The following is a 22,856-nucleotide window of genomic DNA, read 5'->3' as shown; positions in this document are numbered from 1 at the left end:
CAAGCGTCGATCGTCGCATACGAGCCGCTGCTGCTGCGGCGATCGGGGCCGACATGGGAACACTGCAATACGATGGCGTGCTCGTCGAGTTCGACGATCGGCTACTCGCGCACCTGCAGATCGTGATCGTACAGAAGATCAGGCGTGGCGAAAGCTTCCTCATGTCGTGGCGAAACTCGGTCGAGACTGGCAGCGGGCACAGCGCGATCTGGATTCATCCCGCGCAGAATCTCTACTTCAGATTCTCGGGCGGGCGGCCACCTTCAATCAACGACGCCTGGGTGGAAGATCTGTTCGAGTCCGCGAACAGTTCGCGTGGTCTGGTCGTGACGAAGGAACCCGCTGTGACGGGCGACGGTGCCCGTCGCCTTGCAGAGGGGCGCGCTGCGAAGCGGCCCGCTGTTCCGCCACATGTCAAGGCCGAGCCCTGATGCCGAGTCGCCCCGATGATCGTCCATTGCCTCGCCCCGAGGGGCGTGATTACTCGAGTATTCCGAAGATTCGCGCGAGCTCCATCCCCTCTTCGACAGCTTCGGAGCCGGTGTGCCGAGATCGCGTCGAGCGCCACACGCCATCGCGGTAGTCGGCGCGCAGCCGGAGGCGTTAGGTGCATTTCGTCAACCCCTGTTCAGCACTTCCGCCTGGGGCGAGCATGAACTCGACCCCGTACCCGGGGATCGCCAGGCACGAAAGGACACCCCCATGGTTCAGCAGACCCTCAATACGCCTGAAGAACTCCTGCGTTTCCAATTGCGCACCGCGATGACAATGGAACATGACTCCCTCGCGGCCCTCGGCGAACTCGCGAAAGCTGCGAAGAGTCCAGAGATCAAGAAGCTGTTCCGCCACCACGCTACCGAGACCGAGGAGCAGGTCGCGAACCTGCAGCAGGCGTTCAAGCTGCTCGGCTACAAGGAATCCACGGCGCCCTCGCCGAGCACCAAGGGCATCTCGAAGCAGGCGGCCTCCCTCCTCGAGCGCAGTGCTCCGAAACTGCGCGACCAAGTCGCCGTCTCGAGCGCTCTCGGGAACGAGCACTACGAGATCTCGGCCTACGAGGCCCTCATTCTGCCTGCGAGGGCGCACGGTCTCACCGACGTCGTCGCCCTTCTCCAAGCGAACCTCGATCAGGAGACGCACACGAGTGAGGAGCTCCGCACCACCCTCGAGAAACTGCTCGGGTAACCTTCGCAACGGGTCGTCTGAAGGATCGAATCTTCGTCCTCAGCCAATCGGGTCGCGATCCCTCTTGGGGGCGGATGCGACACCTCTCGGGGTCAGGAACCCGTTCCTCCAGCGGAACAAGTTGTAACCGTTCAGCCGTCCGTCTCGACACGTTGCACGTCGGCACCGACCTGAACGGGCTGCTGCTCGCCGATCGCGATGGGATCGGTGTCCAAGTGCTCGGGGACGAGCTGGATTCCGCCGGTGCTATTGGCCGAACGCATCAGGTCTTCGATCCACTGGCGGCTCAGCTCCGGCGTCTCGGGCTCGTCGAAGACGAACCGGAGAGGGATGGTGGGATGCAGCCAGATCGTGCTGCGTCCGCGTGGCTGGTCCTTGGCATGAGTCCAGCCCAAGGTGAACGATTCACCGCGCCGAAGCTTCGTCATGATTGCGACCTTCAAGTGCGCGAGCGCACGATCCTCAATGCCGATCGGCGTCTGCGAATTGCCGTAGTACAGCGATCCCATAGATGCAGCGTAGAGCACCAAGGCGCGCCGAGTACATCGGCTCTCCGGTCGAACTCGGCCGTGGCCAAGACGTTCGCCGGCGCGCCACTCGCCGCGACGTGCCGCAGCTCGTTCGTCGTCGTTGATGGCGATGAGGCATTCATTCCGCGCCGGTCACGCGAGGCGCTACTCGGCCGACCACAGCGCCCGACGTTCTGCGCTGTCGACAGATGCGACAACGTCAGTCCCACGAAAGCGTGTGGGCCCAACCTGCGATGAAGGCACGCTCGTCGACGTCGAGACGCACGAGGCCGAGCGGCAGTGGCCGGTCCTCGAGGTCGCAGAGGTCGAAGACCCGCCGCACGACGGCCGGACGCAACGGTGCGTCGAGGTTCTCCAGCAGTTCCCATTGCAGAGGATGCTCCAGTCTCGGCCACCAGAGGCCGATCGGTGGAAGTCCGTGTCGCCGCCGCGGACGATCGCCGCGCGGCGCGAGGTCGGCGATCGTGCTCATGCCCGCACCGCCTGGCGCGGAGCGTGTGCGGTCGAGGGTCTCGGAGGGGTCGAAGGGCTCCGAGGGTCTGAAGGGGTCATCACGTGCTCCTTGCTCGCACCGGGGTCAGTAACGCCCGGTGTCACGACGGTAGGTCGATGATTCACGAGACGGGAGGGGATTGACGTGCGGCGGAAAAGGTCTCTCGCGTCCGCGACTCGCACGCGATGTCGACCACGGGACGGCGCGAACGTCAGGGCGTGACCTTGCCACCCGTTACCCCGAGCGTCTCTCCGATGACGTAGCTGGATTCCGCGGAGGCGAGGAAGACGAACGCCGGAGCGAGTTCCGCGGGCTGGCCCATCCGGCCCAGCGGGGTGTTTTCGCCGAACTCCTCGAGCTTCTCCGGGGGCTGGCCGTCGGTCACCTGGAGCACGGTCCAGACCGGTCCTGGCGCTACCGCGTTCACGCGGATGCCCTTCGGCGCGAGCTGCTGGGCGATCGCCTTCGTGAACGCGTTGATGGTCGCCTTCGTCGAGGCGTAGTCGACGAGGATCGGCGACGGCTCGTAGGCCTGGATGGATGTCGTGTTGATGATCGTCGATCCCGGACGGAGGTGCGGCACCGCGGCCTTCGTGATCCAGAATATGGCGTACACGTTTGTCTTGAACGTGTCGTCGAACTGGTCGTCGTCGAGCTCGGTGATTTCCTCGACGTAGACCTGCTTGCCGCCGTTGTTCACGACGAGGTCGAGCCCGCCGAGCGACTTCGCCGCGCGGGCGACGAGGTCGCGGCAGTACTCGGCGTCGCGCAGGTCGCCCGGCATCGTGAACACCTGCACACCGGCTTCCTGTGCGATCGAGGCGATGCGCTGCGCGTCGGTCTCCTCCTCCGGCAGGTACGCCATGACCACGTCGGCGCCCTCGCGCGCGAAGGCGATCACCGTGGCCGCGCCGATGCCGGAGTCCGCCCCGGTCACGAGTGCCTTGCGGCCCTGCAGGCGGCCGGTGCCGCGGTAGGTCTCCTCGCCCAGGTCGGGCCTCGGGTCGAGCTTCGCCTCGAGGCCGGGCTCCGGCTGGTGCTGGCGCTTCGGGTCGTACTCGGCGTAGAGCTTCGACGGGTCGGTGAACGTGTACTGGTCTCGTGTGCGCTCGCTCATGGAGCGAATCTACGTTCGGCGATGGGATCGCGGCAGGGCCTTGCGCCCAGTCCCCGTCGTCGCTACCCGGACACCAGTCGGGTGTGCGGCAGCTCTCAGCCGGCGTCGATGCCCAACTCAAGTACGAGAGCGCGGAGTGCCGCCTCAACCGTGCCCTCGACGACCTCGGTCGGGTCGCCGTTCAGACGCAACTCCTGCACCTCGATGCCACGCCGACGGTTCCCGCACGCGAGGAACACGGTTCCCGGCGGCTGCCCTTCCTCCGGTCCTGGTCCCCCGGCGCCGGTGACCGCGACGACGACGTCGGCACCGGCCAACGCGAGTGCGCCGGTCGCCATCTGCCGCGCGACTGGAGCCGTGATGACCGGGCCCGGCTCCACCCCGAGCGCCCGCTGCTTGATCTCGGAACTGTACGCGACGACCGATCCTGCGAACCACTCGCTTGCATCGCTCGCCTTGCCCAGCGCGGCCGCGATCGCACCACTGGTCAAGGACTCGGCGACGACCACCCGCGCACCGGTCACGAGTGCAGCGCGGGCGCAGTCCTCCGCGAGCTCGGCGATCACGGTTCGAGGACGACCTTGATGCATCCGTCCTCCTTCTTCATGAACGTCTCGTACATCTCCGGCGCCCGATCGAGCGGCACGCGATGCGTCACCAGGTCCTCAACGCCGAGCGGATCCGCGGGGTCCTCGACGAGCCGCAGCAGCTCGTCCCGCCAGTGGTGCACGTTGCACTGCCCCATGCGCAGAGCGATCTGCTTGTCGAACATCGAGATGAACGGCATCGGGTCCGCGGCGCCGGCGTAGACCCCGCTGAGCGACACGGTGCCGCCGCGCTGCACGAGATCGAGGGCGAGATGAAGCGCAGCGAGCCGATCGACGCCGGCCTTCTGCATCAGCGGCTTCGCCGCGGCATCCGGAAGGATGCCGACCGCCTTCTGCACGAACTCGACGCCCGGGTTGCCGTGCGCCTCCATGCCGACCGCGTCGACCACGCTGTCCGGCCCCCGCCCGCCCGTCCCATCGCGGAGCCGCTTCGAGCAGGTCGTCACTGAGGTCGAAGGTCTCGATGCCGTGCCGTTCGGCCATCGCCCGTCGCTCGGGCACCGGGTCGACGGCGATCACCCGATGGCCGAGATGTCGGCCGATGCGCGCCGCGAACTGCCCGACCGGCCCGAGCCCGAGCACCGCGAGCGTTCCCCCCTCCGGCACGTTCGCGTACTGCACCCCCTGCCAGGCTGTCGGCAGGATGTCACTGAGAAACAGGTACCGCTCGTCGGGAAGGTCATGGCCGACCGGGTACGCGTTCGCATCCGCTCGCCGCACCCTCAGGTACTCGGCCTGCCCGCCCGGGACCGAGCCGTACAGCTCGGTGTACCCGTAGAGGTCGGCGCCCGTGCCGGTCCGCCGATTCTGCGTCACCTCGCACTGCGTCGTCAGGCCGCGCCGGCACATGTGGCACTCGCCGCAGGCGATGATGAATGGGATCACGACGCGATCGCCGACCGCGAGGTTCGCGACACCGGAGCCCACCTCCTCGACCACGCCCATCGGTTCGTGCCCGAGGATGTCCCCCTTCGACAGAAACGGCCCGAGCACGTTGTACAGGTGCAGGTCCGAACCGCAGATCGCCGTCGAGGTCACCCGGATGATCGCGTCCGTCGGCTCCTCGATGTCCGGATCCGGTACCGTCTCGACGCTGACCTTGCCCGTACCCTGCCACGTGAGTGCTCTCATGCATCGACCCTCGCCGAGCTTCGAACTGCACTCAAGGGGCTGGACATCCTGAACTCGCACGAGGTAGCACCTGCCGCTCACTCGTCGACGGCAGCGACAGGCCGACGCCCCGACCGAATCCGGGCGAAGCGGCGTTCTCGCAGTACGGTCGAGGCCATGAGGGTGATCTTCTCGATGTGGTCCGCGGCGATCGTGCTCGGACTGGCCTACATGTTCGTCATCATCGCGACAGGGCGGTGATCCGGATGCGAGTGAAACAGCACACCCTGAGCCTGTTCTTCGGCGTCATCTTCGTACTGGCCCTCATCGGCCAGTCGATCGCAGGACTCTTCGCCTTCAACGAGGACCAGATCGCGCACGGCGCGGCCGCCGCGACCTGGCTCGGGTTCGTCACCTCATCGGCCTTCGTCGTCGACGTCGCCGAGAACTGGCAATCGGAGTACCTGCAGTTCTTCCTCTTCATCCTCGCCACCATCTGGCTCGTTCAGAAGGGCTCCCCCGAGTCCAAGAAGCCCGGCGACGAAGGCGTCGGCACGGACGAGGAGCAACTCGTCGGCGCGCACGCACGACCCGACTCCCCCAAATGGGCGAAGGTCGGCGGCTGGCGCACCTGGATCTACAGCAACTCGCTCCTCCTCGCCATGGGTACCGTGTTCCTGCTCTCCTGGCTCGCGCAGGCCTTGGCCGGCACTACCGTGTACAACCAGGAGCAAGCCGAACACGGACAACCGTCGGTCACCGTCGCGGAATACATGATCGGCGCGGACTTCTGGAACCGCACCCTGCAGAACTGGCAATCCGAGTTCCTCGCCGTCGGCAGCATGGTCGCCCTCTCGATCGTGCTGCGCCAGCGCGGCAGCTCGGAGTCCAAGCCCGTCGGCGCACCCCATGCGGAGAGCGCGGTCGACAGCGAGTAGGTCAGGCGATGCGCAACTCGCCCCACCGTAGGGCTCCTTGAGGTGGCTGTTGGGTGGCCGTCACCGCACGGGGCGTCGGGGCCCCTACCGACGCACCCGCGATAAGGGCGCGCGCCTCCCCCTGACGCCGTGCGGATCGACCTACGAGCGGGACGCGAGTTCGGCCAGGAACGACCGTGAAGCGTGATCAGCCGAACGCATGTTCTGCCCGGTGATCAGCGAACCGTCAGTCACGACATGTGGCGTGAAAACCGGTGCCTCGTCGAACTCCGCGCCGAGCCAGACAAGTCGTTCCTGCAGCAGGAACGGCACCACCTCCTCGCGTCCGAGGTCGATCTCCTCGCTGGTCCTCAGAGCTGTCACCCGTCTGCCTTCCACGAACGGGCGACCAGTATGCGGGTGCCGTCCGCACAGGGCGGCGACACCATGACAGACCGCCGCAAGCGACTTGCCTGCATCCAACGTGCTGGCAATGAGTGTCGCCACCGTCGGACTGTCAGGGAGATCCCACATGCCACCGTGACCACCTGCGAAGAACAGCCCATCGAATGCGTCAGACGCCAACGTCGTCAATGCATGAGAATCGCGGAACAACGCCATGGCGACGTCATCGACTTCGAAGGTTTCAGTGCGGCTGTCTTCGACGCCCTCCCCGAAACTCAACGGATCGACGGGCGGCTCGCCGCCCCCCGCAGAGGCGACCACAACCTCAATCCCAGCCTCAGTCAGCAGGCTTGACAAGCGGTAAACAGAGTCGAGATTGATACCGACGGGATCGGGGGCAACGCTCAGATCCTCACCGGGAACGTCAGCAATATCGACAGCCCGAGCACCGCGACGACGATCGCCAGTCCGAGAAGGGTGCGCACGACCCAGGGTTGGAGTTCGCGTTGCGACATGGCGGTGAGGAAGAGCACGAGCGCGAACAGCACGGTCAAGATCGAGTAATTGTCACCGCGCTGGTTATTCTCGAGCGCGGCCGCGAACTTCGCGTCGGCGAGGTCGTTGAACTCAGCCGCCTCCTCGGTGCCGGGCGGCACATAGGCGTCCAGGGCGAAGGGACCTTGCGCCTCACGGCCGCCGGCATCCCATGCGTCGAATGCCACGCGGAACTCGGGCGTGAACCGCTCCTCGATGTAGGTCGCGAGTTGGATGTCGCCCTGTTGGGTCGCGAGCACCCACTGCACCCAGATCGACTGGTCGCTCGCCCGCGCATCACGCGCTTGGCTGGAGTAGTCGGTCGCCTGCACCCGCGCACCCGACGCCTGGCTGAACGCGATCGACATCTCGCCGCCCCATTTCGAGGCCTGGAACCCGCACCACGCCGTCAGCACCGCGACGGCGGACAGCAGGAACACGGCGATCGCGTCGATCACGCGTCTGCGAATCACCTCGCGCCGGTCGGGGGTCCGGTCCGACGCAAAGCGGCCTGGCGCGGCGCTTGGCTCGATGTGCTCGGTCTCCGACGAGTCGCTCATCTGCCGATTCTGCACGAGCGACCGACGAAGCGGGCGAGAGCGCGCTGGCCTGTCGCAGCCAAGCACCCAGACGCGCACTCCATGGACGCGACGAGCCCTCCGTCATACAGAGGGGGCGGCCAGTGCAGCGGGTTCGCATTGTGCGACAGGAAGGCCAATCCACGTCGACAGATGCTCCTCAAGATGCGCGCCATTCGTATGCAATGGCCCGCGCGTACGTGCAGGCGACGCGGGCACGGGCAGCTTCTCACCACCCCGCGACCAGAGATGCGCCGTTCTCGCAATGGACCCGTCTGCGGTCTCCCCGAAACGCCGACAGCATCTGACGCGGGGATCCGCCTGCGCACGGCCGCAGGCGGATCTGTCATCTCCCGAGAGCCGGGTGATCATATTCACGCCTCAGGCTCGAGCGGCGAGCTCTCCGGTCCGAATATCGGCAGGGGTCGCGGTGAGGGAGATCACACGGATGCGCCATCCGTACCAGGCGACCGCGAGTGTGGTGATCGCGTAGATCGTGACGGCTTGCAACGCGTAGGCGGGGTAGTCGATCACCCAGCGGGCCGCTGAGGCACCGCTGCCGAACGCCGGGTTATCGCGCACCGACGGCACGACGGCACCGACCCAGTAGCCGACAGCCTGTGCAGCGGCGTACACGAGCACAGCACCACCGAGGGCGAGCCAGGCCTGTCCCGTGCGCGAGCGCCACACCGCCCGTGTCGCGCTGAGCGCGGACCGAGGGGTCCAACGCTCGGCGACCGGTGCTGCGATCGCGCTCATCACGGGGGCGAGGATGAATGCCGCCACGAGGAGCCCGAGGAGCGCGAGCGTGCCGATCATGAGCAACTGCTCGCCCCCCGCCCTACTGCGCATGAGCTCGGGAATGAGCAGCAACGCGAGAAGCGGAATGCAGACGACGATGGAGACGAGCCAGGTTCGGAGGAACGCGAAGAAGGGCATATCTCGAATCTAGGAAGCGCGCACGTCAAGGAGAATCGGGAGAACCCCCGAGTCGTGGACCCAGACCAGTCATCGCTGCTGTGATCCCCGCTGGCGGACTCCGCTATCGGCTCTTCACTCGTCATGGTTCTGCCTAGCGCCAGAACAAGGCGACCGTGACGTTGGCCATCACGGCGATGCCGGCTCCGATCAGAAGTGGTTTCAAGGAAGCGTCGTCGCGGTCTGCCTGTCGCAGGGCGCGAGACCTCCCCCAGCCCACGGCAGAGAGCACGAGGACGAGGACGGCAATCCCGAGCTTGACGATGATCTTCCACCGGTCGACACCAAGGTCACCGACCTCACGCACGGCGACCAGCGCGAATCCGCTGACCAGCGCCACGATCGAACAGATGAGCAGCGGGCGGAAATCGAAGCTCCGCCGCCACGGCATCTGAAGGACGTAAGACCCGATGATGGCAGCCGAGCGCTGGACGAGGAGCGCTGGTACCTCCGGCCCTCCGCCTGACTGCCCCGCGCTTTCACGATGCGCCGAGCGGAGCGAAGCGCTGCCGAGCATCGAGGCGGCGATGGGAAATCTCTGTCGGTAGAACGCGATGACGGACCATCAACTCGCGCGAACCGGCCAACGTGCCCAGCTCGACCAAGAAGTACCGAGGCGAACCCTGGACGCACGAGCACCACGTGCGCTGAGCCGCATTTGCGGTGAATAAGCGGCCAGCCGGCATTCCCACGGGAAGATGCTCCAACAAACATCCAGATCAGCAGGCATTTCCGACTCGAGCAAGAGTTGAGCTCGAAACATCGGCGCTACGAACAACCGAAAAGAGGAAAAGCCTGATCAGGGCGAATTCGAGTTTCTCGGCAGGGCCCACGCCAGAAACCAAGCGTGACCACTCGAGCTTTAAAACCCTGATTGGGAGAGAAATCCGACAAGTAGGGCGGACGGGACTTGAACCCGTGACCGATGGACTCGCCCAGGACTACTCCCCTGGCGACCGAGCCGCGTTCATTGCTCGACCGATCTCGACTTGATCGGGGATTACTCGCCGATCCTGAAACTATGACTTCCAGACTACTCGGGATGCCTCGGAGCACCTCGACCGGACTCGGACCGAATAAACGTTGGATAAACGTTGACGCATCAAGTCCCGGACCCGTCGCTCAGGACCTGAACCCAAGACCACCAGGGCCGCCACCAGCGCCGTCTCGATCACACGGAACTACTCGATAACCGTGATCGGAACGGATGCCGCGTGCTGGACCGGATCCCGCTTCTGATCGAACACACGCGGGAGTTCGATGCACCTGCGCTTATCGATGTTCCACTCGTGCACCACCGCCGGAGTGTCCGGGGCCTGCGCTGCGAGGCACAAGAGGCCACCGAGCAGACGCATCGTACGCCCTTGCTTCCTCCCCGATGATCTTCGACGCTGTCTTGATGATCGGCGATTTCTTGCTCGCGTTCTCGAATCCATTTCCGTGGACACGCAGCTGCATCCTCGGTCAACGACCGACCAGAAAGCTCGCCTCGGTCGATATGGACCTATGACTATGTCAAGTCGAGTCAGGGCCACCATGACGGGGCAGGTTCTCAGTGTCGTCGCAACACGATGCCCGAACCGTCGTCGCCCACGCGCCAGTCGACGAGAACTGTACGGGTGGTCGTCACCTTCATTGCGGTCGTCATCGCCCGACTCGAACGCCGCCGTACAGTTGGGCGAGGAACGGGTTGTGCTCGGCCTGGAGCTCGTACGTCGCGCTGTCGCGGGTGCAGTCGGGGCACCAGTGGCCGGCGGTCAGCACGAGCCGCGGGCTCGCGGCGAAGACGTGCCCGGCGGCGCAGCGCCACGCGAGCGGGGTCGAGATGGCGCCGCGCGAAGCATCGTCGGTGATGAGCTCACCGCCGCGGAAGTCGGCGGCATCGCGGTAGACCTTGGCGTCCCACGAGCTGATCGGCAACGACTCGTCAAAGCCGTGGTCGAGCTTGGTCGGCACGCGGGACGGCGCCGGCGCCTCGAACGTCGACCAGTCTCCGATGGCACGCCATTCGTCGAGCGAGCCGAAGTGGGCGCTGATCTCCTCGCGCGCGCCGGTGCGGATCGCATGCATGGTGCCGCGGGGCTTCCGCGTGAGGGGCTTCATCACGAGGTGCTTGACGATCCACGACGGCACCTTGCCAGCAGAGCGCACCGAAGCGGGCAGTGTCGCGACGGCTCGGGCGAGCGCGCCCTCGAACGTGTCCTCACGGAACGGGACGAGCTCGTGCAGCCGGTCGCTGTCGGTGTACCAGTGTCCGTGGAAGTTCTGCGTCGCGAACCAGTTGCGGTCGTACCAGGTGCGCACGTCCCGCACGCCCATCGCGCCGCTGATCGCGAGCTGCAGTTCCCAGTTCGTCAGTCGCCAGCCCTCACCGCCGCCGATGTTGTAGACGCCGCCCCAGAACTCCTCGGGAACGTCGTTCCCGACGATGCGGGCGAGGAGGCGGGCCGAGTCCTCCGCCGAGGCCCACTCGAGGACGCCGGCGAACGGCGAGTGGCTCATGATCGGGTCGCGGATCTCAAGCATCCCGGGGTGGAAGATGCCGGTCTGGCGCAGCCACGCCCATTTCGGCAGGCCCGACTCGAGCAGGAGCTTCTCGGCGACGACCTTCGTCTGCCCGTACTCGTCGAACTGCGAGACACGGATGGGGTCGCCCACGCGCCCCCAGTGCACGGGCGCCTGACGGTCGCCGGTCTCGGCGACCGAACCGATGCCGACCAGCGCGACCGCGCCAGGGTCCGGCAGGGCGCCGATCGCGCGGATCAGGTGCTGCATCGAGCCGATGTTCACGCGCCGGGCGATCTTCGGATGCTCGTCGGCGACCGGAGAGACGACCGCGCCGACGTGCAGGACGACGTCGACGCCGTCGATCGCGCGAGCGACGTCGTCGTAGCGCGTCAGGTCACCCCAGACCACCTCGAGGTTGCCCATGTCGGCGAACTCCTCGAGCACCTCGCGGTCACGAGCGGTCGGCTGCGCGAAGGCGCGCACCCAGATCTCGGGGTGGTTCCGGAACTCGCGCACCGTCGCCCGCCCCCAGTTGCCGGTGGCGCCGGTGAGCAGGGCGGTGCGTGCGAACGCGGTCGCGTTGGGCAGCGATCTCGACCTCAAGGGGACTCCTTCGTCGACGGCGCGGCTAGCGCGCGCTAGTGAATGCCTTGATGGTACGCTGACTGGGCTAGCGCGTGCAAGCTCCAGGAAGGCGGCGTCATGCCCACCACCGCACCGAAGCGGGTCACCGCTGCCGACGTCGCCCGGTCCCTCGGCATCTCCCGGGCCACGGTCGGGTTCGTCCTGAACGACACGCCGGGTCAGACGATCTCGGATGCCACGCGCGAGCGCGTGATCGCGGAGGCCAAGCGACTCGGATACCGGGCGAACTCGGCAGCCCGTGCCCTCGCGAGCGGGCGCAGCCGCATCGTGCTACTCGTCATGCCGGACTGGCCGCTCGACCACAACCTCCGCACGAACCTCGACGAGGCCTCCCTCGCGCTCGACGAGGCGGGCTACTCGCTCGTGACCATGACCCCGCACGTCGGCGGCAAGGCCCAGCCGCTCTGGGAGACCCTCTCCCCCGACGTCGTCATGGGGCTCGGGCCGTTCACGCGCGAGCAGATCGCGCGTTTTCGCGCCGCCGGCGTCGAGCACATCGTGCCCGAGACGGCGACGGAAGACGGCTTCGCCCTCGACGAACTCAGCGACGGGCCCGCCCTGCAGGTGCGGCACCTGATCGAGCGAGGCCGGACACGCCTGGCGTACGCCGGGTCTGCCGATCCGCGCCTGGCAGACCTGCTCGCGTTGCGCCGCGAGAGCGCGCGGGCCGAGATCGATCGCACTGCCGGCGCGGAACTTGTAACCACCGCCGACGTGGATGCATCGAACGCGGCTGAGTGCCTTGCGGCCTTCCTCGACGCCGAGGTCGACGGGATCGTCGCCTATAACGACGACATCGCGGCGCTGCTGCTCGGCGCAGCGCTGCGGGCAGGAGTCGACGTGCCCGGTCGGGTCGCGGTCGTCGGCCACGACGACGCACCGGTCGCGAGCCTGCTCGTTCCATCGCTCAGTACCGTGCACATCGACATCGCCGGCCTCGGCCGCTACTTCGCCCAGATGGCACTGACCGCCGCAGCCGGCGCCCCAGTGCCGACGACGCGCCCGTTCACGACGGCCGAGCTCGTCGTGCGCGAGACCACCTGAGGCGCCGAGCTCGATCGCCAACGAAGGCTCGTACAGTTGAGAACTTGCGCGCGCTAGTCTCCTGATCTAGGTTGGTAGCGCGCGCTAGTGCGCGCTACCCCCCCAGACAACGGAGTCCGTATGCCCCCGCTCGACGAACCAAACGTCGCCCTCGACGCGCCCGCTGCCCCGCTCGCCGAGGCGCCTACGAAGGTCGGCCCACTCTTCCTCACCCTGTTCGGTCTGATGAACTTCGGGCTCTACCTGACGGTGATGATGCCGGCATTGTTCAGCCTGCCCTACAAGATCCAGCAACTCACGCCGGACGACAAGGCGGTCACGCTCGGACTGGTCTCCGCGATCGGCGCGGTCGCCTCGATCATCGCCGGCCCGATGGCGGGCGTGCTCAGCGACCACACCGTCTCGCGCTGGGGCCGTCGTCGCCCGTGGCTGATCGGCGGACTCGCGGTCGTCCTCGTCGGCTCGATCGGCGTCGCGCTCGCCCCGTCGGTACCGCTGCTGGTAGCCGGCTGGGTCATCGTGTGCCTCGGCGGAGCCGGCACCTCCGCTGCGATCACGCCGGTGGTCGCCGAGCGAGTGCCCGAAGCGCAGCGCGGCACGGTCGGCGCGATCGTCGGCGTCGCGACGCAACTCGGCGGCGTCCTCGGCTACACGATCGGCGGCCTCCTCACCGGCAACCTCGTGCTGCTCTTCGCCGCTCCGGTCATCCTGTTCGCCGTGCTCGCGCTCGTCTACACGTTCGCGTTCCCCGACTCGACGGCACCGACGCAGCGCACGACGATCGCGCAGGCGTTCCGCGCTCTGGCCTTCAACCCGCGCACCCACCGCGACTTCTCCCTGGTCTGGCTCGGCAAGCTGCTCATGCAGACCGCGCTGGCGTTCCTGACGACCTACCAGCTCTACTTCCTCGGCGACCGTCTCGGCTTCACCCCGGAAGAGGCCGGCCAGAAGCTCGCCCTCGTCGGCGGCATCGGCATCGTCGTGACCATGACCTTCGCCGTCGTGTCGGGCATGCTCTCCGACAAGCTCCGCCGCCGCCGGGTGTTCGTCATGACCGCCTCCGTCCTGACGGCCTCGGGCCTCGGACTCATGGCCTTCGCCGACGGCTTCGGGCTCTTCTTCGCCGCCGTCCTGTTCGTACTCGGCGCGGCCGGCATGTTCGGTTCGACCGACGTCGCGATGGCCAGCGACCTCGTGCCCGACCGCGAGGAGGCAGGCCGCTGGATGTCGATCTACAACCTCGCGGCCACCTTGCCGGGCTCGTTCGCGCCACTGCTCGGCTCCGGCCTGCTGCTGCTCGGCGACCCGTCCGGCGGCAATTACACCGCGATGTTCCTCGCCGGCGCCATCATCGCGCTCGGCACGGGCATCGTCACATCGTTCGTCCGAGGAGTCCGCTGACATGCACACCGCCGCACCGACCGCTGCTATCGCCGAACTCGTCGGGCAATTGACCCTCGAAGAGAAGGCGTCGCTGCTCGAAGGCACCGAGGCCTGGAACACGAACGGCGTCCAACGCCTCGGCATCCGCCGCTTGTTCCTCACCGACGGCCCGCACGGCGTGCGGAAGGTGCGGGCGAATACCGGCGCGTTCGGCCTCGCCGAGGCCGAACCGTCGACGTCGTTCCCGACCTCGACGACCCTTGCCAAGACGTGGGACCCGGAACTGTCCCGCGCGGTCGGTGCGGCGATCGGACGAGAGAGCGCTGCGCTCGGCGTCGACGTGCTGCTCGCACCCGGCGTCAACCTCATGCGCAGCCCCCTGTGCGGGCGCAACTTCGAGTACTTCTCGGAGGACCCGCTCGTCTCCGGCGTCTTCGGCAGCGCGTTCGTGCAGGGCGTGCAGTCGGAGGGCGTCGCGACGTCCGTGAAGCACTTCGCTGCGAACTCGAACGAGGACTACCGGTTCGTGGGCGACAGCGTCGTCGACGAGCGCGCCCTCCGCGAGCTCTACCTGCGCGCATTCGAACGCATCGTCCGCGAGGCCGCCCCGGCGACCGTCATGTGCGCCTACAACCAGCTCAACGGCACCTTCTGCTCGGAGGATGCGTCGCTCCTGACGCGCATCCTGCGCGATGAGTGGGGGTTCGACGGGGTCGTCATGACCGACTGGGGCGCCACGAACGACCGCGTGGCGGGCCTCCTCGCCGGGTGCGAGCTCGACATGCCGGGCGACGTCGCCCACAACCGGGCCGCGATCATCGCGGCCGCCCAGGACGGCACCCTCCCGGCCGAGGTCCTCGACCGCGCCGCGGCGCGCATCCTGACGCTCGTCGAGCGCTGCACGCATGACCACGGCCACCCGGCCGGCCCGGTCGACGAGGCCGCGCACGCCGCCCTCGCCACGCGCGTCGCCGTCGAGGGCGCCGTGCTGCTCGCCAACGACGGAACACTCCCGCTCGACCGATCCCGCGGCGGTCTGCTCGTGGTCGGCGAGGGCTTCGAGCGGATGCGCTTCCAGGGCGCGGGTTCCTCCCTCATCGCCCCGCCCACCACCACGAGTGCGAAGGATGCCTTCGACGCGCGCGGCATCGACTACCGCTTCGCCCGCGGGTATCGCAGCCTCGACCTCGCGCCCGACGAGACGCTCGAGCGCGAGGCGCTCGCCGCTGCCGCGACGGCCGAGACCGTGCTGTTCTTCGGCGGGCTCGGCGATCTCGAGGAATCCGAGGGCTTCGATCGCACCACGATGGCGATCTCCGAGTCGCAGCAGCGCCTGCTCGCCGGCCTCGTCGCGACCGGCGCGAAGGTCGTCTTCGTCGTGTCCGCCGGGGCACCGATCGAGATCCCCTGCGCCGACGAGCTCGCGGCGGTCCTGCTGCTCTCCCTGCCCGGGATGCACGGTGGCGAAGCCGCCGCCCAGCTCCTCTTCGGCGAAGCGAATCCCTCGGGCAAGCTCACCGAGAGCTGGCCGAAGACCGCAGCCGACGCATCGAGCGCCGCCGACTTCAACCGCGGCCCGATCGCGCAGTACGCGGAGTCGATCTATGTCGGGTATCGCTTCCACGACGCCGCCGGCACCGAACTGGCCTACCCGTTCGGCCACGGCCTCTCATACACGACGTTCGAGTATCGCGACCTGACGGTACGCAGCGACGACGAGCGCGTACTCGTGTCGGTCGACGTCGTCAACACCGGCGCGCGCGACGGCGCCGAGGTCGTCCAGGTGTACGTGCGGAACAACCGCGGTCGGGTCTTCAAAGCCGACAAGGAACTCCGGACGTTCGGCAAGGTCCACGTGGCCGCCGGTGATTCCGAGCGCATCGAGCTCGCCTTCCCGTTGGCCGAACTCGCCTACTGGGATGTCGCCGAGCACGGATGGGTGCTCGAGAACGGCGCCTACGAGGTGCTCGTCGCGGCCTCCACCGCCGACATCCGCCTCACCGCGCCGCTCGTCGTATTCAGTGGCCGCCCGTCGCGCTCGCCCTACTCCCCCACCGTCGATCGCGCCTACTCGACCCCGCCGCACGGCATCCCCGGCGCCTTCGCCGACCTGGTCGGCCGGCCCATCCCCGCCCCGCGCGCCACGCGCCGCCTCGAGCTGAACGGACGTCTCGGCGACGCCCGCGGCTCGCTGTTCGGCGGCATCATGCTCCGCGCCGTCGTCGGACGAGGGCAGAAGGACCTCGACGCGGCGCTCGCCTTGCCCGATGGACTGGAACGCGATGCCCGGGTGAAGAGCGCGAACTTCGTCGTGCGGATGATGCCGTCGATGTCGCTGCGCGCGATGTCGATGTCCTCCGGCGGCGTTCTTCCGTACGGTCTCGCCCGCGGCCTGAGCGAGATGGCCGCCGGCCATCCGATCCGTGCGCTCCGGAGCATCCTCGGGGCTCGACGCCCTGCCCCGTCCCCCGCTGCGGCCCCCGTCGTTCTCCAGGAGGCCCGATGAAGGTCACCCGCCTCACCGTCGACGACCTCGAGTCCGGCTGCATCACCGACGAAGCGCCCGCGTTCGCGTTCTCGCTCGCCTCCGACGTGCCGGGCGAGGACCTCGCTTCGGCGCGCATCCGCGTCGGCGATTGGGAGGTCGAGACGAGCGAGCAGGTCGGCATCCGCTACGCCAGCCAGCTCGAGCCGTACACCGACTACCTCGTCGAGGTCGAGGCGACCGGCACGAGCGGCGCAGTCGCGACGGCGACGACGACCTTCCGCACCGGCCGCCTCGACCTGCCGTGGACCGCTCGCTGGATCACGGATGCCACGTACCGCACGCCGAAGAAGCTCTCTCCGGTGCCGATGGTGTTCCGCACCCGGTTCGAGGCGGACAAGCCGGTCGCCCGCGCCTGGATCGAGGCGACGGCGCTCGGCGTGTATGAACTCGACTTGAACGGCGTGAAGGTCGGCGAGGACTACTTCGCGCCCGGCTTCACCTCGTACGGGCACCAGATCCAATACCAGACGTACGACCTGACCGAGCGGCTCGCGGCGGCGAACGACCTGATCGCGACCGTCGCCGGCGGCTGGGCAGTCGGCTCGTACACCTTCGCCCGGAAGAACATGATCGACGCCGACCGGCAGGCATTCCTCGCCGAGATCCACGTCGAATACGCCGACGGCACGTCAGCCATCCTCGCGACCGGCCCGGACTGGGAGGTCGCCACCGACGGCCCGGTCACGATGGCCGAGTGGTACGACGGCGAGACCGTGGATGCCCGCATCGCCGCCGACCGGATGACCTGGAAGCGCGCCGACCTCACCGAACCGCGCGGCACGCCACAGCTGCTCGCCCAGTACGGGCCACCGGTGCGGGTGCAGCGCACCTTCGAACCGGTCTCGCGCAGCGTCGCCCCGAGCGGTGAGGTGATCTACGACTTCGGGCAGAACTTCGCCGGCGTCATCCATGCCCGCCTGCGCGGTCACGTCGGGCAGACGGTCGTGTTCCGGCACGCCGAAGTGCTGGTCGACGGCGAACTGTTCGTCAAGTCGCTGCGCACCGCGAAGGCAACCGCGACCTACACGTGCGTCGAGGGCGAGCAGACCTACTCGCCGCGCCTGACCTACATGGGGTTCCGTTACGTCGGCGTCACCGGCATCGACCCCGACGACCTCGAGCTGACCGCCCTCGTGCTGCACAGCGATCTGCGCCGTACCGGCACCTTCACCTCCTCGAACGAGCGCCTGAACAAGCTGCAGTCGGCCATCGAGTGGGGCGGCCGCTCCAACTTCGTCGACATCCCGACCGACTGCCCGCAGCGCGACGAGCGCGAGGGCTGGACGGGTGACTACGCCGTGTTCGCCGCGACGGCGAGCTACAACTTCGACATGAGCCGCTTCGTCGGCAAGTGGCTGCGCGACATGGCTGCCGAGCAGAGCCGCGGCGGCGGCATCCCGATGGTCGTGCCCCGCTCCGGCAACGGTTTCCCGGTCATGGCGACCTCCGTGTGGGGCGACGCGTGCATTCTCGCGCCGTGGGCCGAGTACCTCGCCAGGGGCGACCTCGGGATGCTCCGCCGCAACTACCCGATGATGCGGAAGTTCCTCGGCGCCGCCCGCTGGTGGTCCCGGCTGCTCGCCGTCGGCCGGAACCGCCACGTCTGGCAGTTCCCGTTCCACTTCGGCGACTGGACCTCCCCCGACGGCTCGGCCAGGGAGTGGATCGCGAAGGGCAAGTGGATCGGCACCGCCGCCCACGCCAATTCGTGCGGCATCGCCGCCGAGATCGCCGATCTGCTCGGAGAGCACGAGGATGCCGAGCACTTCCGCACCGAACGCGAGGAGATCATCAGCGCCTACCGGCACGTTTTCACCGACGGCGCCGGCACGCTCAAGCAGGAGTTCCAGTCCGCGTACGTGCTCCCGTTGCACTACGGCATGACCTCCGGCGCCGAGACGGACACGATGACCGACAACCTTGTCCGGCTCATCGACGAGGCCGACGGGCACCTGCGCACGGGCTTCCCCGGCACCCCGTACATCCTCTTCGCCCTCTCCGATCACGGCCGCGTCGACGAAGCGTTCGACCTGCTCATGCAGACCGGCCCGCCGTCCTGGCTGTACATGATGGATGCCGGCGGCACCACCATCTGGGAACGCTGGGACGCCCTGCGGCCCGACGGCACTGTCAACACGCTCGACCTGCAGACCGGCAAGGACACCGGGGGCATGGTCTCCTTCAACCACTACGCCGCCGGCGCCGTCGGCGCCTGGCTCTACCAGCGCATCGCCGGCATCGAGCCGACCTCGGGCGGCTACCGCACGTTCCGCGTCGCGCCGTTGCTCGGCGGCGGCCTGACGTCCGCCGAAGGCGCGGTCGAGACCCCGTACGGGCGGGCATCCTCGTCGTGGACGCTCGACGGCGACCTGTTCACGCTGCGCGTCGAAGTCCCCGTATCCACCCGGTGCACCGTCGTGCTACCCGACGGCACTCAGGCCGAAGTCAGCAGCGGGTCCCACGAGTTCACCCACGAGGACGTGGGACCTGTCTCCGGTCGCCGCCCGCACTCCCGCATCGTCACATGAGTCGGGCGGAACCCATGACATCTCAGCGTCCCAGCCAAGCCACCGAGCCGAAGGACACCATGACGAATCGCACGATAGCGCCCGGCGCCGTGATGCTCGACACGCAGGGCAAGCGGATCGAAGCGCACGGCGGCGGTATCCTCCGCGTCGGAGACACGTTCTATCTGTACGGAGAGAACAAGGAGAAATCCGTCGAGGGGGCCGACATCTGGCACTGGGGGGTTCGCGCCTACGCGTCGCGAGACCTCGTGGATTGGGAGGACCAGGGGTACATCATTCCACCGGTTCTCGACGACGAGGACTCGCCCCTGCACCCCACCAGCCAGATGGACCGGCCCCACATCCTCTACAACGAGGGCACCGGCAAGTTCGTCGCCTGGTTGAAGATCGTCGGCCACGACCACATCCAGTCGTTCACGATCATGACCGCTGACCGATTCATCGGCCCGTACACCACGGTCACCGCTGGGTACCGGCCGTTCGGCTTCAGCGCCGGCGACTTCGACCTGGACATCGACGAGGCGATGGGCCGCGCCTATGTGTTCTTCCAGAAGGTGCACACCCACATCGTCGTCGCACCGCTCAGCGACGACTACCTGAGCGCCGTCGAACCGTACAGGATGGAGCTGTACCGCGAGTTGCCGCCCGCGGTGCGGGAAGCGCCGGTGCACTTCACCCGCAACGGGAAGCACTACCTGATCACGTCCGGCACCAGCCACTACCGTCCGAACCCGTCTGAGGTGGCTGTCGCCGACGACATCATGGGCCCCTACCGCGATCTCGGGAACCTGCATCCCGACGACACGTCCCTGACCTCGTACGGGACGCAGATCAGCGACGTGATCCAGGTTCCGGGAACCGACTTCTTCTTCGCCATCGGGGACCGCTGGCTGCCCGACATCACCGACGCACGCCCCTACCTGGACACCTATACCAAGGGCACGCGGTTCATCGCGAAGGCGATCGGACTCGAACGCACCCAGCGGCTGCTGTCGGCGCAGAGGAAGCCGCCCAGAAAGCGCAAGCGGGTGAAGAACTACAACACCGCGTTCTCGAACTACGTGTGGCTGCCGATCCGCTTCGAGCAGGACCGCCCCATCATCGACTGGCACAACGAATGGAGCATGCCGGATGCTGACCGCAACCCGACTTCGCGCTGACCACCTCACCGACCCGATCGGGCTCGGCAACCCTCGCCCCCGACTGTTCTGGGTCTGCGACGGCGGCACCACCCAGACGGCGTACCGGATCGTCGCCACACGCGACGGCGACACGGTGTGGGACTCCGGCAAGGTCCTCTCGTCGAAGATGACGGGGCACGAGTGGGGCGGCAGCGCACTGCACAGCCGCGACCGCATCCAGTGGCAGGTCCAACTCTGGGATGAAGCCGAGCAGCCCGGCCCGTGGACCTCCACCACCTTCGAACTCGGGCTGCTGCAGCCGCAGGATTGGGTCGCGACCTGGATCACGGGCGACTACGAGCCGAAAAAGAAGCACCGCTACCCCGTGGACCAGTTCCGTCACTCCTTCCACGCGCGCACGGTGGCATCCGCGCGCCTGTACGTGACCGCCTGCGGCGTATACGACGCGCACCTGAACGGGACGCGCGTCGGGGATGCCGTCCTCGCGCCCGGTTTCACCGACTACGACTCCCGGCTGCACTACCAGGCATATGACGTGACCGAGCAGATCGCGGACGGGGCGAACACGATCGAGGTCGCCGTGGCCGACGGGTGGTATCGCGGCTCGATCGGCGCGCTCGGCACCCGCAACGCCTACGGCACCAAGACCAAGCTGCTCGCCCAGCTCGAACTGACCTACGCCGACGGTCGCCGCGACACCATCTCCACGGGAGACGGATGGGAGTGGAGCAACGACGGCGCCCTGCGGTTCGCCGACCTCAAGGACGGCGAACGCGTCGACCTCACGCAGACCCCGTCGTACCGGGGCGTGGCCCGCGAGACGACGTATCCGCTCGTACCCGCCGCCGCAGACAACGTGGTACCCCGCGAGAAGGAACGCTTCACTCCCACGATCAGCCGCACTCCGGCAGGGGTCCAGCTTCTGGACTTCGGCCAGAACATCGCCGGGTACATCGAACTGACGGTCGACGCCCGGCATGGCGAGCAGCTGCACCTGCAGTTCGCCGAGCACCTGGACACTTCCGGGGAGCTGGACATGGCAGCGATCCAGGTGCGCGCGGGCAAGCCGAACGCGACGCCGCAGCAGCGCATCGATCTCACGCTCGCCGACGGCACGAACACCTACAAGACCCGATTCGCCGTGTTCGGTTTCCGGTACGCCACGGTTACCGGCGACATCGAACTGGCCGCAGAGAGCGTCACGGCGATCGCCGTCTACTCCGACATGGGACAGACCGGTGCCTTCACCTCGTCCCACGCGCTGATCAACCAGTTCGTCCAGAACACGCTGTGGAGCATGAAGGGCAACTTCCTCGACGTGCCCACCGACTGCCCGACGCGTGAACGAGCCCCATGGACCGGCGACGCTCAGATCTTCACCCGCACCGGCACCTTCCTCATGGACACCGCAGCGTTCATGCGGAAGTGGCTCCGGGACCTGCAGGACCGTCAGATGCCCAACGGCAGGGTGCCATGCGTCGCGCCCGACACCCACAACAACGAGGTCTTCGGCATGGACCAGCTGAAGGCAATGGCCGGATCCGCGGGGTGGGCGGATGCCGCAGTCCTGGTGCCCTGGTACCTCTACGAGCTGTACCGGGACGAGGTGGTTCTCCGCGACTCCTACGACATGATGAAGCGCCACGTCGAGTTCCAGATCACCCGGACGAACCGCACCGGCCTCTTCGGAAGGCCGTTCCCCAAGCCCGACCGGAAGTACATCTCCAACGCGGGTCAGGCGTTCGGGGAATGGCTGGAACCGACCGACGTCTACCAGCAGAGCATCCTCAAGGACATGATCGCCCCGCACCCCGAGGAGGCGACCGCCTACCTCGCGTACACGACCCGCATCATGGCGGATGTCGCGCGCATCCTCGGCCGCGACGAGGACATTCCGCTCTTCGAGGAGTATGCGCGCGGGTGCGCCGAGGCCTACGCCAGGCAGTTCACGCCCGTCGACACCGACCGGCAGAGCAAGATGGTGCGCCCGCTCGCCTTCGGACTGCTCGAGGGGCAGCTCGCAGACGACACGTTCGCCAAACTGGTGAATGCGATCGAAGCCCGCGAATACCGCATCGGCACCGGGTTCCTCTCCACCCCGCTGATTCTGCCCGTGCTCTCCGAACGGGGTCGCACCGATATCGCGTACCGGATGCTGGAGAACGAAGCCGAGCCCGGATGGCTGTTCCAGGTGCGCTCCGGCGCCACCACCGTCTGGGAGAACTGGGACGGCACTGCAAGCCAGAACCACTATTCGCCGGGGTCGGTCTGCCAGTGGATCTTCGAGACCGTCTGCGGCGTCGACGTCACCGGCGAGCAGGAGTTCACCATCGCACCGCAGCCGGGCGGAACACTCACACACGCAGCATTCAGCTACGACAGCGTCTTCGGAACCGTCACCTCGGCGTGGAAACGGCAGGACGATCTCACCGAGTACGAGATCACCGTCCCGTCGAACACCACCGCACACATCCGCCTGCCGGAGGGCACCGTCACCACCGTCGGCGCCGGCACCTGGGTGTTCCGAGAGGCGAACGAATCGTCACCTGCAGCTGCGGCCGGGGTTCGCTGAGCATCCCTTCCGACTCGAGAGAAATCCAGGT

At 67.5% G+C, this 22,856-nt stretch carries 18 protein-coding genes and 1 pseudogene; 9 read left to right on the top strand and 10 right to left on the bottom strand.

From position 1 onward, the window contains the following. The first annotated feature begins 53 nt into the window (after positions 1-53). Positions 54-431 (top strand): ATP-dependent DNA ligase, encoded by a 378-nt coding sequence (locus tag ACR3IO_RS14425; protein WP_434071905.1) that lies wholly within the window; start codon positions 54-56, stop codon positions 429-431. A gap of 271 nt (positions 432-702) precedes the next feature. After that, a complete protein-coding gene (locus ACR3IO_RS14420) occupies positions 703-1,185 on the top strand; it encodes a ferritin-like domain-containing protein (protein WP_434071904.1) in 483 nt (160 codons plus the stop codon). Between the two features lie 131 nt (positions 1,186-1,316). On the opposite strand, the gene ACR3IO_RS14415 is transcribed toward ACR3IO_RS14420, so the two are convergent. The 5 genes and pseudogenes from ACR3IO_RS14415 to ACR3IO_RS14395 form a co-directional block, all read right to left on the bottom strand. Further along, the gene (locus ACR3IO_RS14415) at positions 1,317-1,694 is read right to left on the bottom strand and encodes a hypothetical protein (protein ID WP_434071903.1); all 378 of its coding nucleotides are present in this window, start codon (positions 1,692-1,694) and stop codon (positions 1,317-1,319) included. Positions 1,695-1,914: 220 nt separating this feature from the next. Then, positions 1,915-2,187: a hypothetical protein gene (locus ACR3IO_RS14410; RefSeq protein WP_434071902.1), complete on the bottom strand. Its 273-nt coding sequence runs from the start codon at positions 2,185-2,187 to the stop codon at positions 1,915-1,917. A gap of 232 nt (positions 2,188-2,419) precedes the next feature. Then, complete coding sequence (locus ACR3IO_RS14405) at positions 2,420-3,325, bottom strand: SDR family oxidoreductase (protein ID WP_434071901.1); 906 nt, start codon at positions 3,323-3,325, stop codon at positions 2,420-2,422. Between the two features lie 95 nt (positions 3,326-3,420). Then, complete coding sequence (locus ACR3IO_RS14400; protein ID WP_434071900.1) at positions 3,421-3,915, bottom strand: CinA family protein; 495 nt, start codon at positions 3,913-3,915, stop codon at positions 3,421-3,423. Continuing rightward, positions 3,888-5,064 (bottom strand): annotated as a pseudogene (locus ACR3IO_RS14395) (alcohol dehydrogenase catalytic domain-containing protein). The gene ACR3IO_RS14400 and the pseudogene ACR3IO_RS14395 overlap by 28 nt, the downstream one beginning before the upstream one ends. Positions 5,065-5,309: 245 nt before the next feature. On the opposite strand from ACR3IO_RS14395, the gene ACR3IO_RS14390 reads away from it, so the two are divergent. Continuing rightward, a complete protein-coding gene (locus ACR3IO_RS14390; protein WP_434071899.1) occupies positions 5,310-5,981 on the top strand; it encodes a DUF6766 family protein in 672 nt (223 codons plus the stop codon). A 141-nt stretch (positions 5,982-6,122) separates the two neighbouring features. Here ACR3IO_RS14390 and ACR3IO_RS14385 read toward each other — a convergent pair whose 3' ends face one another. The 5 genes from ACR3IO_RS14385 to ACR3IO_RS14365 all read right to left on the bottom strand — a co-directional run bounded on the left by ACR3IO_RS14385 (position 6,123) and on the right by ACR3IO_RS14365 (position 11,566). Beyond that, the gene (locus ACR3IO_RS14385; RefSeq protein ID WP_434071898.1) at positions 6,123-6,722 is read right to left on the bottom strand and encodes a type 1 glutamine amidotransferase domain-containing protein; all 600 of its coding nucleotides are present in this window, start codon (positions 6,720-6,722) and stop codon (positions 6,123-6,125) included. 47 nt (positions 6,723-6,769) lie between these two features. Then, entirely contained in the window at positions 6,770-7,537 is a 768-nt protein-coding gene (locus ACR3IO_RS14380) for a hypothetical protein (RefSeq protein WP_434071897.1), read from the bottom strand. A 321-nt stretch (positions 7,538-7,858) separates the two neighbouring features. After that, the gene (locus tag ACR3IO_RS14375) at positions 7,859-8,416 is read right to left on the bottom strand and encodes a hypothetical protein (protein WP_434071896.1); all 558 of its coding nucleotides are present in this window, start codon (positions 8,414-8,416) and stop codon (positions 7,859-7,861) included. 133 nt (positions 8,417-8,549) lie between these two features. Then, positions 8,550-8,972, bottom strand: coding sequence for a hypothetical protein (locus tag ACR3IO_RS14370; protein ID WP_434071895.1), 423 nt, complete (start codon positions 8,970-8,972; stop codon positions 8,550-8,552). A 1,127-nt stretch (positions 8,973-10,099) separates the two neighbouring features. Then, positions 10,100-11,566 (bottom strand): NAD-dependent epimerase/dehydratase family protein, encoded by a 1,467-nt coding sequence (locus tag ACR3IO_RS14365; RefSeq protein ID WP_434071894.1) that lies wholly within the window; start codon positions 11,564-11,566, stop codon positions 10,100-10,102. 99 nt (positions 11,567-11,665) lie between these two features. Between ACR3IO_RS14365 and ACR3IO_RS14360 the strand changes: the two genes are divergently transcribed. From ACR3IO_RS14360 to ACR3IO_RS14335, 6 genes are all read left to right on the top strand, one after another. Next, positions 11,666-12,652 carry a LacI family DNA-binding transcriptional regulator gene (locus ACR3IO_RS14360; RefSeq protein ID WP_434071893.1) on the top strand — a complete coding sequence of 329 codons (987 nt, stop codon included), beginning with the start codon at positions 11,666-11,668 and terminating at the stop codon, positions 12,650-12,652. 120 nt (positions 12,653-12,772) lie between these two features. Continuing rightward, the gene (locus tag ACR3IO_RS14355) at positions 12,773-14,053 is read left to right on the top strand and encodes an MFS transporter (protein ID WP_434071892.1); all 1,281 of its coding nucleotides are present in this window, start codon (positions 12,773-12,775) and stop codon (positions 14,051-14,053) included. Between the two features lies 1 nt (position 14,054). Beyond that, complete coding sequence (locus tag ACR3IO_RS14350) at positions 14,055-16,541, top strand: glycoside hydrolase family 3 N-terminal domain-containing protein (RefSeq protein WP_434071891.1); 2,487 nt, start codon at positions 14,055-14,057, stop codon at positions 16,539-16,541. Then, positions 16,538-19,111 (top strand): family 78 glycoside hydrolase catalytic domain, encoded by a 2,574-nt coding sequence (locus ACR3IO_RS14345; protein WP_434071890.1) that lies wholly within the window; start codon positions 16,538-16,540, stop codon positions 19,109-19,111. Before ACR3IO_RS14350 ends, ACR3IO_RS14345 begins: the two co-directional genes overlap by 4 nt. A 59-nt stretch (positions 19,112-19,170) precedes the next feature. Then, on the top strand, positions 19,171-20,271 hold the full coding sequence (locus ACR3IO_RS14340) for a family 43 glycosylhydrolase (RefSeq protein ID WP_434071889.1): 1,101 nt from the start codon (positions 19,171-19,173) through the stop codon (positions 20,269-20,271). After that, positions 20,243-22,825, top strand: coding sequence for a family 78 glycoside hydrolase catalytic domain (locus ACR3IO_RS14335; protein ID WP_434071888.1), 2,583 nt, complete (start codon positions 20,243-20,245; stop codon positions 22,823-22,825). The genes ACR3IO_RS14340 and ACR3IO_RS14335 overlap by 29 nt, the downstream gene beginning before the upstream one ends. Positions 22,826-22,856: the final 31 nt, after the last annotated feature.

This window comes from Agromyces sp. Marseille-Q5079, assembly GCF_051016555.1.
Classification (GTDB): Bacteria; Actinomycetota; Actinomycetes; order Actinomycetales; family Microbacteriaceae; genus Agromyces.
Note: the sequence above shows the minus strand (reverse complement) of the source record. Positions and strands in the feature narration are given on the sequence as shown.